20 protein-coding genes are annotated in these 16,129 nt (G+C 38.5%); all 20 read right to left on the bottom strand.

From position 1 onward, the window contains the following. Entirely contained in the window at positions 1 to 408 is a 408-nt protein-coding gene (locus KXU80_RS26665) for an HIT family protein (protein WP_219836094.1), read from the bottom strand. A 32-nt stretch (positions 409 to 440) separates the two neighbouring features. Continuing rightward, positions 441 to 947: a GNAT family N-acetyltransferase gene (locus tag KXU80_RS26660; RefSeq protein ID WP_219836093.1), complete on the bottom strand. Its 507-nt coding sequence runs from the start codon at positions 945 to 947 to the stop codon at positions 441 to 443. Between the two features lie 103 nt (positions 948 to 1,050). Then, complete coding sequence (locus KXU80_RS26655) at positions 1,051 to 1,245, bottom strand: DUF4177 domain-containing protein (RefSeq protein WP_219836092.1); 195 nt, start codon at positions 1,243 to 1,245, stop codon at positions 1,051 to 1,053. A gap of 107 nt (positions 1,246 to 1,352) precedes the next feature. Continuing rightward, on the bottom strand, positions 1,353 to 1,850 hold the full coding sequence (locus KXU80_RS26650; RefSeq protein WP_219836091.1) for a hypothetical protein: 498 nt from the start codon (positions 1,848 to 1,850) through the stop codon (positions 1,353 to 1,355). A gap of 571 nt (positions 1,851 to 2,421) precedes the next feature. Next, entirely contained in the window at positions 2,422 to 2,604 is a 183-nt protein-coding gene (locus KXU80_RS26645; RefSeq protein WP_219836090.1) for a hypothetical protein, read from the bottom strand. A 159-nt stretch (positions 2,605 to 2,763) separates the two neighbouring features. Then, entirely contained in the window at positions 2,764 to 3,252 is a 489-nt protein-coding gene (locus tag KXU80_RS26640; RefSeq protein ID WP_258171167.1) for a DinB family protein, read from the bottom strand. A gap of 581 nt (positions 3,253 to 3,833) precedes the next feature. Beyond that, entirely contained in the window at positions 3,834 to 4,298 is a 465-nt protein-coding gene (locus KXU80_RS26635; RefSeq protein WP_219836089.1) for an NUDIX domain-containing protein, read from the bottom strand. 4 nt (positions 4,299 to 4,302) lie between these two features. After that, complete coding sequence (locus KXU80_RS26630; RefSeq protein WP_219836088.1) at positions 4,303 to 4,854, bottom strand: hypothetical protein; 552 nt, start codon at positions 4,852 to 4,854, stop codon at positions 4,303 to 4,305. Between the two features lie 27 nt (positions 4,855 to 4,881). Beyond that, the gene (locus KXU80_RS26625) at positions 4,882 to 5,592 is read right to left on the bottom strand and encodes a hypothetical protein (RefSeq protein ID WP_258171166.1); all 711 of its coding nucleotides are present in this window, start codon (positions 5,590 to 5,592) and stop codon (positions 4,882 to 4,884) included. A 100-nt stretch (positions 5,593 to 5,692) separates the two neighbouring features. Continuing rightward, complete coding sequence (locus KXU80_RS26620; protein ID WP_219836087.1) at positions 5,693 to 6,118, bottom strand: NUDIX hydrolase; 426 nt, start codon at positions 6,116 to 6,118, stop codon at positions 5,693 to 5,695. Positions 6,119 to 6,335: 217 nt separating this feature from the next. Then, positions 6,336 to 6,944 carry a 3'-5' exonuclease gene (locus KXU80_RS26615; RefSeq protein ID WP_219836086.1) on the bottom strand — a complete coding sequence of 203 codons (609 nt, stop codon included), beginning with the start codon at positions 6,942 to 6,944 and terminating at the stop codon, positions 6,336 to 6,338. 830 nt (positions 6,945 to 7,774) lie between these two features. Next, positions 7,775 to 8,281: an RDD family protein gene (locus KXU80_RS26610; protein WP_219836085.1), complete on the bottom strand. Its 507-nt coding sequence runs from the start codon at positions 8,279 to 8,281 to the stop codon at positions 7,775 to 7,777. Between the two features lie 199 nt (positions 8,282 to 8,480). Beyond that, positions 8,481 to 8,993 (bottom strand): hypothetical protein, encoded by a 513-nt coding sequence (locus KXU80_RS26605; RefSeq protein WP_219836084.1) that lies wholly within the window; start codon positions 8,991 to 8,993, stop codon positions 8,481 to 8,483. A gap of 224 nt (positions 8,994 to 9,217) precedes the next feature. Further along, a complete protein-coding gene (locus KXU80_RS26600) occupies positions 9,218 to 9,571 on the bottom strand; it encodes a hypothetical protein (RefSeq protein WP_219836083.1) in 354 nt (117 codons plus the stop codon). Positions 9,572 to 9,890: 319 nt separating this feature from the next. After that, on the bottom strand, positions 9,891 to 10,352 hold the full coding sequence (locus tag KXU80_RS26595) for an NUDIX hydrolase (protein ID WP_219836082.1): 462 nt from the start codon (positions 10,350 to 10,352) through the stop codon (positions 9,891 to 9,893). A gap of 259 nt (positions 10,353 to 10,611) precedes the next feature. Continuing rightward, a complete protein-coding gene (locus KXU80_RS26590; RefSeq protein ID WP_219836081.1) occupies positions 10,612 to 11,082 on the bottom strand; it encodes an NUDIX hydrolase in 471 nt (156 codons plus the stop codon). 455 nt (positions 11,083 to 11,537) lie between these two features. Then, a complete protein-coding gene (locus KXU80_RS26585) occupies positions 11,538 to 12,659 on the bottom strand; it encodes an IS110 family RNA-guided transposase (RefSeq protein ID WP_219836080.1) in 1,122 nt (373 codons plus the stop codon). A 264-nt stretch (positions 12,660 to 12,923) separates the two neighbouring features. Then, complete coding sequence (locus KXU80_RS26580; RefSeq protein WP_219836079.1) at positions 12,924 to 13,403, bottom strand: hypothetical protein; 480 nt, start codon at positions 13,401 to 13,403, stop codon at positions 12,924 to 12,926. Between the two features lie 244 nt (positions 13,404 to 13,647). After that, positions 13,648 to 14,142 carry a hypothetical protein gene (locus KXU80_RS26575; RefSeq protein ID WP_219836078.1) on the bottom strand — a complete coding sequence of 165 codons (495 nt, stop codon included), beginning with the start codon at positions 14,140 to 14,142 and terminating at the stop codon, positions 13,648 to 13,650. 950 nt (positions 14,143 to 15,092) lie between these two features. Next, on the bottom strand, positions 15,093 to 15,827 hold the full coding sequence (locus KXU80_RS26570) for a hypothetical protein (protein WP_219836077.1): 735 nt from the start codon (positions 15,825 to 15,827) through the stop codon (positions 15,093 to 15,095). Positions 15,828 to 16,129: the final 302 nt, after the last annotated feature.

Genomic DNA, 16,129 nt, shown 5'->3' with positions numbered 1-16,129 from the left:
TTACAACCGGCTGAGCTCTTCCATCAAACGTACTTGTACACAAGCAGGTGCCATCGACGATTTCATGCCAGGCTCATTCCAGCTGAATCCATCGTCCTTATAGCGGGGAAACACATGCATATGGTAGTGCCCCAAATCATTAAAGATGCCGCCGTTCTGAATGACGGATATTCCATCCGGCTTGTATATCGCCTTCAGCGCTTTGGAGATTCGTATGGAAGCTTGCATAATGGAACCCATCGTCTGTTCATCGATGTCGTCCAGTTCCGTCACATGCGCCTTCGGCAAAATCAGCGTGTGGCCTTCATTCAGGGGGTCTATGTCCAAGAGGCATGTCACAAGATCATCCTCCCAAACAACTTGGCTCTCCGCCAGATGGTTCGCTAATCGACAACCCAAACAGTTCATGGCTGCGACGACTCCTTCCTTAGATTATCGAATTATTTTTCGTGCCAGCCAAGCGCCACTTCAATTAACCGTTCTTCCCCGATTAGAATCTTCTTGCTCGACATGGTTTCTCCGCCCACCTTCTGATAGAACTGCAGTGCAGGATTATCCTTCAGCACCCACAGCATGAAGGATCTATGATTCATTGCCTTCATTGCATCAATGAACGTCCGAAATAGCAGCTTTCCATAGCCTTGCCCCTGAAATTCCCTCAATAAATAGAAGGCATACACTTCCGCGCTGTATGTCATATCCGATTCCCGGCTCTTCCCGCCATGAATAAATCCTGCAACCCGGCCATCCCTATGTTCAAGGATCAGAACGGTTTGATCCGAATCAAGATGATCGAATATCCGCGTCCAGTTTTGCTTACGGCCTTCCACAGTCAAGCTCGATAAATAAGCATCTGCGATTATTCCCTTATATGTACTTTTCCAACTCTCTGCATGCACACTGGCTATGCCCTCGATATCATGAATAGAAGCTCTTCTTATTCTCATCGCACTCAACTCCTTAGGCTTAGGCAAACAGCTTAGCTCAACCGTTTTCGTTCTCGAATGGTTGACGTATGCTTTGATTTGATGACTAATATTCGGGAGGTCCCTATTGTCTTCGCTTAAAAATCGCAATGACATCCCTGGATTGTCCTTGAGATTTGCTCGTATCAAAGCATGAAACGAGCTCCCAGCCTTCAGTTCCATATTCGTTTAAAAGTCCTTCGAACTCCTCCGGATCCAGCTTACCTCCTAGAAAACCACCGGTCTTGTAGGTAAGTGTTTTATATTCCCATTTTTCCATGACGATCGCCTCCTGTTTACCTCATTATTCCTAACGTCAATACGTATATAGACAAGAAAAGTCGCGATTCCTCGCGACCTATTCCTTAATACCTTATCGTATATAGCTCAACTCGGTTTCTTAGTCCTCAACCATTTCAATAATTTATCGTAGACGATCTTGTTCGTTTTGTATTTCTTATGGTGACTAACCACTGTGCCTTTGTCATTGATATCCATTTGGAAATTTTCATTGTTTTTCAAAATAAATGTAAGCAGTAATGCCTTCCCGTCATTTCGTATATTCTTGCTGCCGTATTGTCTGTTATATTTCGCTGAGTGTACGATTGAAGCAAGTTCTTCTTGGTCTTCTTCCTTCAAGCGGATTGAATCGTGCGTCACTTCACCATCACTCAGATAATCAAATGAAATGGAATCTATTTCATCGATGTTCGCCACAACAGTCTGTGCAGACACCGGAACTAGACCATAGGCTAGAAAACCGAACGCGATGACGATGATAAGAATGTAGAGATAGATGCTGCGCTTCGTTACGATCCATATCCCTCCTTTCAGGCAGATGCCAACTCTAATCAGTCCGTAGTGACCGAATAATCTTTGTTTCATCTCCCCTTATTATCAATCAATTTCTTCTCTATAAATTCCAATATTGGTATTAGGCAAATATTTAATTTTATATTTCTTTCCGGTTGTTATCCTTGCGTCTATTAAAAATGCGTTATCGCAGCTCAACCAACCATACGTTGAAGTAATATCAATTTTGCTTAGTTCTTTCTTAAATTTTCAAGTTTTCTAGAAGAATTCGGAATCTAGTTCCCCCAACGATAAACATTCGCCGTGTTACCCGTTCCAAGTCATTAACCGTATCGCATAAACCTCACTACCTTATCTGAATTGCATTTATTTGATTTTTATGATGTTCATCATGTTCAATAAATTCCTCTATAATATACAGCAAACTGTACGGTTTTCCACTATGCGGGCTATTACTTACGCCATTTGCAGTAGTTGGTCTATCAATAATATCCTTTGATTTTATTAGTAATTCCGATAACTCTTTTCTCGTATTTGTAAATTCATGAATTAAAAGACTTTTCGAACGATTTCTTGCATATTCATATCCTAATTTATTATAAGCATCGAATTCCGGAAAGATCATACCCTCTCCATTGACTACTCAAGGGATGACATTAGCTATTAAGTACTGATCCCAATTCAATAAGTGGCCGATAATCTCAGCAATCGTTGCTTTACCTTCAGATATAGAACTATGCCATGATATATTCTTGAAATCATAGTCGTTCCAATTATTCGTATACGTATCAATAATTCTACGTATTTCAATATTTCTATCAGACATTTATGTACCTCCCAGAATAAAACTGCAGCCTTATTTTATAAATTTATACTTCCGGACGTTTAAGACCATCACACCATTAATACCATTGTTCTCTTACCATCCAGTTGTAACGAAAAAATATTAGCATCGTGATCCCTCCGTATTCATACTTCATGTGACTTAAATATCATGTATTTTTCTTATTTCATAAATTTGATCAATGTGATGATAGGCATGAAGATTATCATGATTTATTGCGTCTCTAATTGTCGCTCTCCCGTCCTGATGTACTAATTCTCTATCAAGTGCATTTGGTAAAATCATGCAAAGATAGGATATGTATTCTCTAATCAATTTGAATAATTGAATTTCGAGCTGCACGGGCCTTTGCAGATGCTCAAGATTTTTATTCCAAATGTGTGGATCAAAATCATTAAAAATATAGGTCTGTTCTGAACCTGCTAATGCAAAACGGTTAATATGAAAATAATTCAAATCACATTCAATGATATGGTGTGTGATCTCTCGAATTGACCATTTTCCTTCTGCTCTTTTCTGATTTAATTCCAAATCGGAAAGATTAGACAAAGCCTCTTCCAACTTCATTGGGGCTATCTTATACCTTTTGATAAGCTCATGATCTTCATTAGATAAAATAGCTGGATTCAAGCTATCACTCCTGACATTAAATTTTTTCTATCCTCATTTATATTGGTAGTATATACCACTTTTGGGTTTGCAGCATACAATAAAGCGCCGCGGCGTCGAAGGGCTCTACTCTTCGATTGCGTGCAGCGCATCTAATTGGCTCTATTCACTGGCTTAGCTAATTATGGCGTAATTGTCCATATGATTATTGCAAACAATAGCCCACTCCAAAATAATTCTCCGGTGTACGGTTTACCTTTGACTATATTCTTAATTGCTCTCAAAAAGGCTACGATAAATATATAGGCCAACAGGAATAAAATAAAACCCAATAAATATAAAAGCCGCCAAAACTATATCCTTCTTATTCATTATTTACTAAGCATGGTTTAAAGAGGTCGGATCCAGGGCGCAAGCCCGCTGCCATATTACAGTGCTAGACGCGTTTGTCACTTTAAGCTTCTGTCCTTGTCTGCCAATGGTTTTCAAATCGTTCTTTCTGATCATTCATTATCTCGAAAACAGGTTTTACTAAATTCAAGATTTCAAGCTCAATACGATGTTATGTGATGCCAGAGCCCTCTTCGATATCTATCACACCTTTAGGTTCTTAGAATTCCAGTATTCCGTCCCTTCAAATCAATAAATACTGGTCTCTGTACGATATTAATCGAGTCAATATTAATTTCTTCAATGCTTCTAAATGCTAGTTGCAAAGACTCATTATCAGTATCTCTATAAACAAGGTTTTCCCCATCCTCGGCTAGCTTCCCATCCAAATTGGCTTCCACACTAAATAAAAACATAACAAAAACAACTTCATTTCCATCAGGATAGGTATACTTCATTCTTTCTCCTGTATATATGGAAAATAAATCGTAGTGTTTGATATCAAGTCCGGTTTCTTCTTTAACTTCTCTAATCATGGTTTCTTCAATTGTTTCACCGGCTTCCATACCGCCGCCTGGTAATCCCCAATCACCATAATCAGATCGTTTCTGTAATAATATTCTTCCGTAATGATCTTTAATAATGGCCCCGCCTGTAACAATAATATTTCTAGACATGGTTTCAGTCCTTTTTGTGCGTTTTGAAAAATCGCTTAATCACTTGATCATCCCATACTTGCACTTCAATATATCGCTCAGGTCCCTTATCGCCTTGTTTATTCCATTCTTGTGGGAATCCATATTCCTTTATTAAGCTTTTTATTTCATTTTTCGTATATATTTGTCCTCGGTAAGGTTTTTTGTCCTGATATCTCATCGTCGGAAATAGATCACCATAGGTAAAACTTATTGACTGTTCTTGAAACTCATCCCAATTAATGGATATCCAATTTGGTTTTGTATACCATGATTTAAGCCATTCACACGGTCCCACAGTCATGTAATGGGGATAGATATTTCTAGGCCTACCTCTCTTGTCTATAAATTTCTCTCGAGCAGTTCTCTCTAACTCTCGTCTTATCAACATGTAATCATCTGATCTTTGACTTGCAAACGACTTACCTTCTTGTCTTAATTGAGCAGATATCTCATTTGCTTTTTCTGATGTAAGACTCGATAAGTTTTTAAATGGACCACTATCTGAATCAAAATAATGATATAAGTGATAGGTCATTGGGGGTTGTTTCCTTTGGGGTTATAACTATGCATTCGAAGATCTCAGATGATATTTATCCAGCGCTTCTCTTATGATTTCCTTATTTATACCTGCTTTATTATTAATTCTTTCAATCCAATCGTCTATCATCGTTAATTTACTTTCTTCAGTCCTTCCTTGTTTACTACTCATAAAGCTTTGATAATCGTTAAATTCCCAATGTGTGATTTCGTTATTCGAAAAGATTCTGCTCTCTACCAGCGGTTTTCTTAACAGTTTTTGCGAATATTCTCCTGCTTCTATTAATGTCTCAGGCTGTATTGGTCTTAAATGATATACTTGACTACTTTGTTTTCCATTCGTTCTATAGTAGTTAATACGTAGATCTTCTCCATTAACTGATATGTCCACTTGAGCACCAGGGAAAAAATCATCCAATCTCTCTTCTGTAAAATCGCTGCTTTCTTGATCAATTAAAACAGGCTCAATCCATTGATCACCTAAATCACACAAGTATTTATGGCCTCTTTCACTCACGGCAACAACTGCAACATGCGCATTGGGAGTAAATAAATCATGACCGACCGCATAGGCTGATATGTTCTCATGTTTGAATTCATGCAGTAACCAAATGGCCAGATCAAAACAATTGCCTGATGTGCCATATTGTTCACGATGTAATTTCATTAATTCTACACTTCTCTGTTTTGTATCAGATTCTGTTTTTAAGAACCACGCTTTTGTTAATGTTTCCATTGGAAGCATATCAAACCTTTTCCAGACGCCCAGTACTTCCGGAGTTGCTCTCAGATCAGTTCCCCCCATACTTAATTATTTTCACGTAACCGAAGGCCGCTCAAATATTCATTTCATCATTAAACTCAATACAAAAAGGCTGTGTTTCCGGTTTTAAACAGTATTCTATTCGTTGTCTGAAATTTTTCCATTCAACTTTGTTTAGTGCTTCCTCTATTGGAAAAAAACCAGATTCCAAGCTCTCTTCTGTTGTTATTAGTTCTCCGCCAACCGGCTTCGCTAAAAATAAGGTATTACAAATTGAATTCCCGGTATTCTGAAAAATCCCGCAAAATGTGATAATTTCTATGTCTATCCCTGATTCTTCTTTTGTTTCTCTTATTGCTGCCTGTGAAAGGGATTCCCCAAGTTCTACTTGTCCTCCAGGCATTTCCCAGCCCCTACGTGGACCCTTAATGAGTAAGATCTCTTGCTTATCGTTAACAACGATCGCAGCTGCAGAAACAATATGCTTTGGTGGATTCATTGACTCAACCTCCAATAAAATGAATAGGGTTTTAAGGACCGAGGGCATCAGGCCCAATGCGTGAATGCGGTGTTAGCTGATGTTACTGCCTTTCTTAGAACAATTCACACTAAGGGTTTTATCTGAAATCGCTTTACTATCACTTGGTCTATAAATTCTATGTCATTTATGTTTCTAGTCTTGAATTCGTCTAATATGCTTAAAAAAATCCGTCCAATTAATATACTGTCGCTAATGCATCATGTCTTTTTAAATCATTATCTTGAATGTTATAGTACTTAATTAAATAATCTGTCCAAATAATATCTTTAACTTCCGGGTACAAATACGAAAATAGAGCTTTTGTATCTAAGCAAGAATTCGTAATCATTGGGAGGTTGTTTCTCTTGCATTCATTAAGTAAAATAGGTAAATCAAATTCATATCCCGCGTGCGTAATTAAAACAGTATCTTTAATGAATACTAAAAAATCGTTATAAACGCCCTTTAGAACTGGGGCATTCATTAAATAGCTATTATAAATGCCTGTGAATCTCTCAACTGCTTCTGGAATCTGTTTGGGTGGTTTAATAAAAGAATTAAAGGTCTTGGCTTCCTGAATACAACCATTTTCAATAATTACAGCGCCTATTTGTGTAATATATTCTGTCTCATGATTTATCCCTGTAGATTCGAAATCAAATACACAGTATCTTTGTGTTGCTGCATCTTTAATAGATACTCCTGACACTGCATATTCCAAGTCAGAGATTATTTTAATCTCCATTCCCTTCACCTCAATTATCTCTTCATTTGCAGTAATTTCAGCTAACGTTCTTGTTTTCACGATGTCCTACCACTTAAGCCCCGAAGGGGCGGCCGCGATACGATTAGTTGGAGGGATGTGCCCGGCTTGACCCACAACGGACTCCTGCCTCAAGGATTTCCGTAAACGTATTTAATCTTATCTGATTCCTTAAACTGAATTTTATGAACATACTTTAAATGTCGCCCTAAGCTTATCCCTTTATGCTTTAAATAGGCATTTACTTTAACTTTTTCTTTATTCTTCAAATGAAGAATGTAATAGTCCTCTGTATTAGTTTTTCCTAGCCTTATATAAATGTATCCAGCCTTTTTTTCTGTAATTGCTCAATAAATTTTATCTCACTTATATCAATTTCTCTTCTCTTAAAGAGAGAATCTGTCCTTATCTTTGATTCAATAATCAGAATTTTAGATGAATATCCATATACTAAAAAACAAAAAAGTAAAATACTAAAAACTATTCCCGAAAACATATTTATAAAAGTAAAACTAATTATTATGACAACAATATGAATAATCGACCAAATAATAATAGCTTGAGTTCCACGAAATATCATTATTATCGCCCTTTATGGTTAATAATTCGAAATTTGACTCTTTCAGATACCGTTTTTGTGTTCATGACGTCGAAAGACTTAAGGGAGGATCGGACCGGCTAGCCTTCCATAACACCGGTTCGCACAACGAGATTAGTCTTGCAGATGTGTCCGGCTGCTCCCGCTTCCTCGCTTCTGCCAATGGCTTCCTCGAATTCACATCGGACACCGGACGGTCCGAGCGGCGAGTGCCCCGAAGCGTGAATATGGTGTTAGGCGAAGTTATATGCCCTTCATTTCCAAGAAGATGAATCTAAATATCTAAGCTCTTCTTCGTCACTACATATGATCCAGCCATAAAATCATGAATAGCTCTTTTTTTATTGTTAAAAATAATAGTAAATGAATCAATGATAAAAACTAAACCATAAAATAATGAAATTTGAGTTATTACATCTGGCGCCTCAACATTCAGGTATGAAAAATATTCTTCAACCGAGAGTATGACTCCATAAGCTAGTATAAAAATATATCTAGTTAAAGCTTGCTTAACATTCAAATATTTCCCATTTCTATTGACTACCCTTATCTTAAATATTAGTTTCCCAAGTGTTCCACCAAATTTAACCAAGAGCGTTATATCAAAGATAAAAAAAACAAGCCAGTGAATTAAGGAAATTGGACCATAGCCAAGGGCTTCAGCTAAATATACAGATAGTCTGTATATTATCGTTAACGGTATTGACATAACTAGCATCTCAATAAATGTAATTATCAACCGTTTCCAAAATCCAACATATTGAAACTGAATTTCAATCATTTAGAACCTCCACGCTCTTATTTACTGTATTACCGACGTTGATCCCTTTTAAATAGCTCTTATCTTAGGGGGATCGATGTGTCCGGCTGCTTCCACTTCCCCGAAATGCCTCTGCTGGACCGAGGGCGTCAGCCCGAAGCGCGAATACGGTATTATCTGAAGTTCAGCACTTCCATGATATACTCACAAATTCTTTATTCTATCTTGACCACTGACAATGTTTACATTTATCACAAACCATTTGGAATTCTTCTATACTTTTATATTTCTTTGTATTTCGAATCCATAAGTCTAGTTCTTGAGCAGTATCAGTCGGACCGCCATTATTGGCAAAACAATATTCCCAACATAGTCCCTCACTAATTACTCTCTCAACAGCGGGACAAAACCATTCCCCTTCTTCTTCATCAACAATATTAGTTACTATACAATTTGCCATTACTCTGTTAGTTATTAAATTAAATTTACTTCCTACATAAAGTAACTGATGAGGCGCTTCCGAGGAGTTATTGAATAAAAATTCGAAACGTACGATCGCCTCTCTATTCTCATCAAAATCAGTAATCAAGTACATATTCATACTCCATAGGCCAAATTCTTGGTCAATATCATCTTTAAATATAATTGGTGTACTGAGCATTTCTTTAGGTAATTTACTTTGACCTCCTTCCTTTACGGAAAGAAAACGCACCTTACCGATTATTGATTTCATATTTTGTATCTCCTAGACTCATAATTTAGTTTGCTGAATTTCAGATAACTTTCTTGTATTCATGGACCCGAAAGCCTTAATTGACCCGTAGGGAACGGGTCATTAGACTTAGGCTCGCAGTGGTTGTCCGGCTGAGTTACCCTCGGCACTTTTACAACGGTCCGGGACCAAGGGCGTAAGCCCGCAGCATGAATACGCTGTTATGTGAAGTGCTCCTGAGCTACTTACATAAATATTGTTTCTCCTGTAGAAAGTACTCTTATGTATACTTCTTTCATATCCATTTCTGGTGTTAAAATAACTTCCTTGTTAATAAACATAGCAATCTCCTTCATAAACTGAATTACTTTATCTACTTCTTCAAGACTTATAATTTCTTTAGGTGAAATGTCAAACTCAATGTTGTCAGCCTCATAGAAATAGCCGGAAATAGAAATACCTTTATATTCGATATGAACGACCATTGAAAAATCATCTTTAAGTTTTAATATTTCTATAATACTTAGTTTCTCATGTACTTCTTCTCCATCTTTGAAAATAAATATTTCAAAATCAGGGTTTGATCTGACATAGTCCAATAACAAATCCCAATCAGAATAATGGGTTCGTAGTATATATATCTCGAAGGCTTCCATCTCGATAAAAATAATTGTTTAATAATTCATCTCTCATCATTTTTATCCTTTCACTTCGCATTTCACATAACGTTCTTGCATTCACGAACCCTCACTGGCTTAAGGCGACCAACGGGAGCCGGGTCCGACGGACTTAGCCAGTGCAGGGTTGTCTGCCTAATTCCTCTTCCTCGAATTCCCTCCGTCAGCCCGCCGCGTAAATGAGGTGTTATGTGATGGATCGGCCATCTTTGAATCAGCTCTTAAAATTCTGATTTTCCGATTATCTATATACTCCCGTTCTCTTATTAATAAAATCGGTAAATGCATCATCATGTTGCTGATTAAATAATTCTGGTACTTCTTCAGGGTTAAAGAATTTAAGTTCTAGACTTTCTTCATTACAGCTAATTAATTCCCCATCGGAAATGCATCCCTTATAAAAGAATGCAATTGTCTGTGCTTGATCCCCATTTGGGTATTTATCAAAGTACTTCGTGTATACCCCAATTAAATTCTCAATAGATATGATTAAGCTTGTTTCTTCTTGTACTTCACGAATTGCTGTCTCTTCAGCGGATTCCCCTATTTCCATAGCTCCCCCAGGAAAGCCCCATGCATTCTTATCCCTTCTCCGTTGCAACAATATTTGTCCTTCTTCATTCGTAATAATCGCTCCAGAAAAGTTTAGGATTATCATTTCACTACCTACCTTACTTCTTATCCACTTAATGTAATCCATCAATCTTCTCCTTATTATTGAGTCATGAAATACTACGCATGATTCGAATGTACTTTTATATTGACTTGCCGATCTTTCACATAACGTTGGTGTATTCACGAACCCGAGAGCCTTAAATGACCGTTAGGGAACGGGTCGTCAGACTTAGGCCCGCAGTGGTTGTCCGGCTGCTTCCGCTTCCTCGAATATCCTCGGACCGGACCGAGGGCGAATGCCTCGATGCGTGAATATGGTGTTATATGCTGTCGGGGCCTTCCTCGAGTTACTTCTGATTTAATGATCCCATTTTTTCTTTCAATAATTTGTTTATTACTGGAATTTCAGGTGGACTAAGATCTTTCGGAATATTCCAGAGATCAAAAAACTTCACTTCCTTTGTTTCAATTCCGTCTGATCTTAATGTTCCTTTATATTCTTTGCAAATATAGACTGTTACTAAATTAAATACTTCATCACCATGTGGGTACCTATAATATAATTCGTTACCGGAAAATACATCAAATAAATGTAGTCGCTCTGCAATCAAGCCTGTTTCTTCATATAGTCCTCTCATAGCTACTTCTTCCATTTTTTCACCAGGCTCTAATGCACCACCAGGGGAACCCCACAAACCATTATCAGTTCTTCTTTGTAAGAGTAATCGATTTTGATTATCAAATAATAATACACAAGCTCCTGCCATTATTATTGGCCTTGTTCCTACTAATTTTCTGAGATCCTGAATATATCCCAAAATTCTTCCTCCAATTTGATAGGATTATGTTTTAAAAGTTCTTTACGACCTTATAGCCCTTACTATCTTATAGCCCTTACGGTTTTATAGCTTCATATTTGGCTGCGAGCAACAGGACGTTGTTGATGTGTCACTTTTATAAATTCTTTCGGGGCAGATCTTGCAGATAACGTTCTTGTATTGATATGACGAGGCTTGTCTAGCCCCCCTTTATTTTCACTGAATTCCTCGGCGCGAAGGCAACAGTCAACTCGACAGTTGGCACACTGATATCCGTGGGTTGGTTACCACATTTTATCCGACCGTCTGAGAATCTGTTCGCTAACTCACGACGCATGTTTACCCTTAGGGCTAATGCAAATACAAGACGCGAATCCATTCCCTCTCTCGCGTTGCCTTCGGGCCCAGGAATTCAGCTTTTTCCTTTTCTTCCTTGGTTTACATCACGTTTGCTTTTAACCAACGGCTCGGGTCTGTTCCACTTCCCGGGCAATCGCCCAGATAAACCCTAACAATTCTCTGGCTATTGCTGTTGCTGCTACACATTTTTGCTTGCCTCGTTGCACAATAAGTCGAAAATACCGCCCATGCAACCGATGCTGGGCTTTCCATGCTATCGCTTGTACGGCTGGCTCTTGCTTTTGGTTTTTTACCTGCATTCTCTCCGTCATTGCCGGCCGGTGGCGGTACTGCCATGCCGCTTCGGTTACCACCCGCCGTATATGCGCATTTCCAGACTTCGTGATTCGTCCTCGCCAGCTTGAATCCCCACTCGATCGTTCTTGTGGCACGATACCCGCATACGCCATTAGCTGCTGTGGATTTCGAAACCTTGCGAAACTCCCGATTTCTGCTACTAGGGTTACTGCTGTTACGAGTCCCACACCCCGAAGTGCCTGCACTGCTTGAATCACCTCCGCTTGCGGCGCCGTTGTACTCTCCCGTTCAATTTCGTTTTCCAACCGCTCTAACCGGTGTTCACTCTCTAAGACCACATGGAGGTAGTCCTGGAATACATAATGCTCCGCTGTGCGCTCGAATTTCAATGCGCCTAGCCACTTCTTGTAACTCTTCGTCCATCGTTTTTTCAAATGCACGGGTTGATGGATTTGATGGCGCAACAAGAATTTCACCATGCGTTGTCTTGCACGGTGTAGATCTTCTTTTGCATCTTCCCTAGCTCGTACTAAATCCCGCAGTGCCTCCGTATCCCGATCCGGCACATAGACACTTGTAAGTTCACCAGCTCTAAACAATTGAGCCAGTCGCAATGCATCTCTGCGGTCTGTTTTTACACGGTCTCCTGCGCGTTTAGGTATGAGCGACGGTGCCACCACGATACAGCTGACCCCCATGCTCGTTAGCCATCGATACAATTCATAACCCGTTGGTCCAGCTTCATAGCAGACTTCCAATTGTTCTTTCTCCCCTAGCTGCTTCAACAACTTCCTCACAGCCTCTGGTTTGTGCGGAATGGTTCCCCAGAACCGCGGTTCTTCTCTTCCGGATTCAGCGATTGCAACAGCGATGGTTTCCTTCGAGACATCCATCCCGATATATTTTGTGGCATTATTCATATTAACCAGCTCCTTTTTGTTGTAGCTCTGTAGAGTAGTTTGTCCATAAACACCTCTATAACCTACGTTGTACAATTAGGAGCTGGCCTCGTCATCATAATTCACGAACCCTCACTGGCTTAAGGGCACCAGCCCGGGTCGTCAGACTTAGCCAGTGCAGGGTTGTCCGGCTCCTCCAGCTCCCCTGAAATCCCTCTGCCGGACCGAGGGCCGGATGGCCCGATGCGTGAATATGGTGTTATACGACGTGTCTGACATCTTCGACTAAACTATCCGAATTGATATTCCTTCATCCTTGTACTCATCTATTCTTTCAATATTAATCCAAGGTTCTTCATCTTCTCTAATACGATGAAACCGAATAATACTGTCTCCACCATCAAAACTTAGAATAATCAAAAAACTATAATCAGGAAAATCTAGTTTAAGCTTTACTACCCACATATCCACTAATTTCATTGCAAATCTTAAGCCTTCCAAGGGCTGCTTAATAAAAAAGCTAGATACATCAATCATATGTACATGGCTTTCCGAAGCTTCGAATCCTGATCGATCCCCAAATTGCTTTAAAACAAACTCAATATTTATAGTTCTATCTGGTTTCAAATCATTCTGAAGCAAAATGCAACCTTCTACTTCAATAAAAGTAGGCCAAACAATATTTATTAGTTCAGTGTGTTCATGGAACTTATACTTCCCCATTCCATCAAGAAATTGATTTAGTTTTTTGTTTGATCTATTCATTAATTCTTCTCCTTGATTAAACAGACATGTCGTATAACGTTGCTGTATTCAGACGTCGAAAGACTAAAGGGACTTGTGGATCGGCGAAGCCATCCATCACACCGTTTCGCAAAGCGAGATTAGTCTTGCAGATGTGTCCGGCTGCTCTCGCTTCTCCGAAAATCCTCTGCCGGACCGAGGGCCGGATGGCCCGAAGCGTGAATATGATGTTAGGCGAAGTATTGTGACTACATAGAATCACTTACTAAAAATGCTTTTCTTTCTTCATTAATTTGATTTCTTTGCAAAAATCTTTTAAATCAAAAGGGTTCTTTAGACCCTTTGAGATATAAATTTCATTTATTTCATTTAACTGATTAATTAATTCTTCTGAAAATCTAATCATTTCTTTCCATGTAAATTTAAAAAGGTTTGCCGATCTTATCTCAATGTCCTTAAAAGGTGAGTGGTCGGTTCTCCAAGTAATATAGTCTTTAGAGTGTGTTACATGAACATAAAAGCCACCGCATCCAAAGATACCACATGAACAAGTAAACATTGGATACTTGCCTTCATGATTCAGTGATTTGAAATAATCTTCAAGAACAAAGACATCATCCAGCTCGTGCTGATTTATAAATACCAGGATCTCAAAATCAATAATTGGCACTTTAACTCTTTTATGTTTACTGATATTTTTAAATTCTTCTCGTGTCTTAGTAATTAATTTAGACGAGATTTCATTGCTGATTGGATCCATGGGTCTAATTCCTTTTCTTCATAAATTTCTTATCACAATATTTCGCCTAACGTTCTTGTATTCACGACGTCCATTCCCCATAGATAGCTCCTATCTTAGGGGAATGGATGTGTACGGCTGAAAATGCTTCCTCGCTACTGCCAAAGGCATCCCCGAATCCACTTCTAACTTCTGTCCGGACCAAGGGCCGAATGGCCCGATGCGTGAATATGGTGTTATACGCAGTTACTGCCTTCTTCGATCAACTTAAAAGTAGTACGAAATAAATGTAGAAAGAAAAATAGTGAGAATTAACGTAGACACCACAAGAATTAGCGGACTTATAATAAATAATAAAATATTTCTTAGCCTCGATGGCTTTAAAATAACTGAATTTATTAAAAACCAAACCATAAAATACCCTAAAGCTAAGTATTGCTGCCACCTATCAAAGTCTGTCTCATTGTTTAGGGTGACTGACTCTATTGGAAACATGACTAAATAAATTATGGTGAATAGGGGCATTCCTATTAAAAAATTCAGAGTAAAATACAAAATTGATCTAGTTTTCTTTATAGAATAGGCATTATTTAATAATCTGTTTCTAATAACCTCCAAAGAAAAAGAAATAATAAAACTATAAATAATAAAAGAAATTAAACTAAATTTCTTATCTAACATTGAATTCTCTACTAGTATTAAGACAATAATTATCCATATCGCATAAGGGATATAATATTTCACTTTAGTCATCTTCTAATCTAGCTCCCTTTGAATTGCAGTAATTGCGTATAACGTTCTTGTATTCACGAACCCGAGAGCCTTAAGTGACCGAAGGGAACGGGTCGTTAGACTTAGGCTCGCAGGGTTGTCCGGCTGAATCTGCTACCAGGCTTCTTAACTTCGGTCCGGACCAAGGGCATAAGCCCGCAGCGTGAATACGGTGTTAGCAGATGTTCCCTCTTCTTGAATTACTCAAAATGTCTTGCTAATCTTTCATCTGATCTTAATATTTCTTCTAGTCTCTTATTTTCTCTTCCGAATTCAAACATAGTTTTCTCAAAATCATCATTAACATTAATAATAGGAATATTCTTTGAGATTCTAAAGAACATATCTAAAAGTCCAAAGGAGATATTTGCAATCCACCAAAGTCTCTGTTTTATTATTAATGGATCATCGGGGTCAAATAACGTCGTTACGAATTTTTCTTCGTTGCTGAAGTCATAGTTGTTGAATGCAGTTATAATATTAGCGTGTGCAGTATTCTTATTTATGACTTTGGTTTTCATGAATTTTATCTTGTCATTGAAGATACTATAATTTTCTTCTAGCCAGTTATGTGCTTTAACCTTTACTTCTGGTCTTTCATGAGCATAATCATTGTTATCAATGTAAGCGAACTGATTTATATCTGTTTCATATAAGGAGTAGGTAGCAAGCACTGCGGATTCAAGAACATGTCTCAGCATCAGCTGGGCTTGTACATCATGTCTTCGAAGAGATGATAAGAGTGATAAGCTTAAAGATTTGTTCACTTGGGATAAAAAGATAACAAATACTTGAGCATTGGGCTTAACTGTTTTTAAAAAATGAAACGAAAATTGAACCAGCCTTTCAGCATGTGTATAGAATTCGCCATATATGTCATTTGAAGAAACGATCATTGCATTCTCGGTCATTGAAATATCTTTAATTGATTTCAATTGCGCCCCTCCTGTTTTAAAGCTTAGGGAATTTCTGCTAACGTTGTTGAATTCTCGACGCCCGACGAATGTCGGGTGTGTCCGGCTGAATCCACTTCCAGGCTTTGCAACTTCGGTCCGGACCGAGGGCGTATGCCCGAAGCGTGAATGCGGTGTTAGCCGATGCTTCCTCTTCTCTGAGCTACCCACCAAGTATGTTCTTGATTCTCTTAAGCTCTTATCCGATCTTGACCTTCATATGCCCCTATCTTATCTTGATCTTCATATGCTCTTATCCGAACTTGACCTTTATATGCCCTTAT

Origin of the sequence: Paenibacillus sp. R14(2021), from assembly GCF_019431355.1 — a bacterium.
GTDB lineage: Bacteria > Bacillota > Bacilli > Paenibacillales > Paenibacillaceae > Paenibacillus_Z.
The sequence above is the reverse complement of the archived record's forward strand: the minus strand, read 5'-3'. Positions and strand labels throughout refer to the sequence as shown.

What these genes read in the sequence shown, in the direction of transcription:
- KXU80_RS26650 (WP_219836091.1), bottom strand. Translation starts at nt 1,850, where the DNA reads ATGAAACAAAGATTATTCGGTCACTACGGACTGATTAGAGTTGGCATC.
- KXU80_RS26635 (WP_219836089.1), bottom strand. Translation starts at nt 4,298, where the DNA reads ATGTCTAGAAATATTATTGTTACAGGCGGGGCCATTATTAAAGATCAT.
- KXU80_RS26655 (WP_219836092.1), bottom strand. Translation starts at nt 1,245, where the DNA reads ATGGAAAAATGGGAATATAAAACACTTACCTACAAGACCGGTGGTTTT.
- KXU80_RS26625 (WP_258171166.1), bottom strand. Translation starts at nt 5,592, where the DNA reads ATGGAAACATTAACAAAAGCGTGGTTCTTAAAAACAGAATCTGATACA.
- KXU80_RS26580 (WP_219836079.1), bottom strand. Translation starts at nt 13,403, where the DNA reads ATGAATAGATCAAACAAAAAACTAAATCAATTTCTTGATGGAATGGGG.
- KXU80_RS26620 (WP_219836087.1), bottom strand. Translation starts at nt 6,118, where the DNA reads ATGAATCCACCAAAGCATATTGTTTCTGCAGCTGCGATCGTTGTTAAC.
- KXU80_RS26610 (WP_219836085.1), bottom strand. Translation starts at nt 8,281, where the DNA reads ATGATTGAAATTCAGTTTCAATATGTTGGATTTTGGAAACGGTTGATA.
- KXU80_RS26630 (WP_219836088.1), bottom strand. Translation starts at nt 4,854, where the DNA reads ATGACCTATCACTTATATCATTATTTTGATTCAGATAGTGGTCCATTT.
- KXU80_RS26585 (WP_219836080.1), bottom strand. Translation starts at nt 12,659, where the DNA reads ATGAATAATGCCACAAAATATATCGGGATGGATGTCTCGAAGGAAACC.
- KXU80_RS26665 (WP_219836094.1), bottom strand. Translation starts at nt 408, where the DNA reads ATGAACTGTTTGGGTTGTCGATTAGCGAACCATCTGGCGGAGAGCCAA.
- KXU80_RS26575 (WP_219836078.1), bottom strand. Translation starts at nt 14,142, where the DNA reads ATGGATCCAATCAGCAATGAAATCTCGTCTAAATTAATTACTAAGACA.
- KXU80_RS26660 (WP_219836093.1), bottom strand. Translation starts at nt 947, where the DNA reads ATGAGAATAAGAAGAGCTTCTATTCATGATATCGAGGGCATAGCCAGT.
- KXU80_RS26605 (WP_219836084.1), bottom strand. Translation starts at nt 8,993, where the DNA reads ATGAAATCAATAATCGGTAAGGTGCGTTTTCTTTCCGTAAAGGAAGGA.
- KXU80_RS26645 (WP_219836090.1), bottom strand. Translation starts at nt 2,604, where the DNA reads ATGTCTGATAGAAATATTGAAATACGTAGAATTATTGATACGTATACG.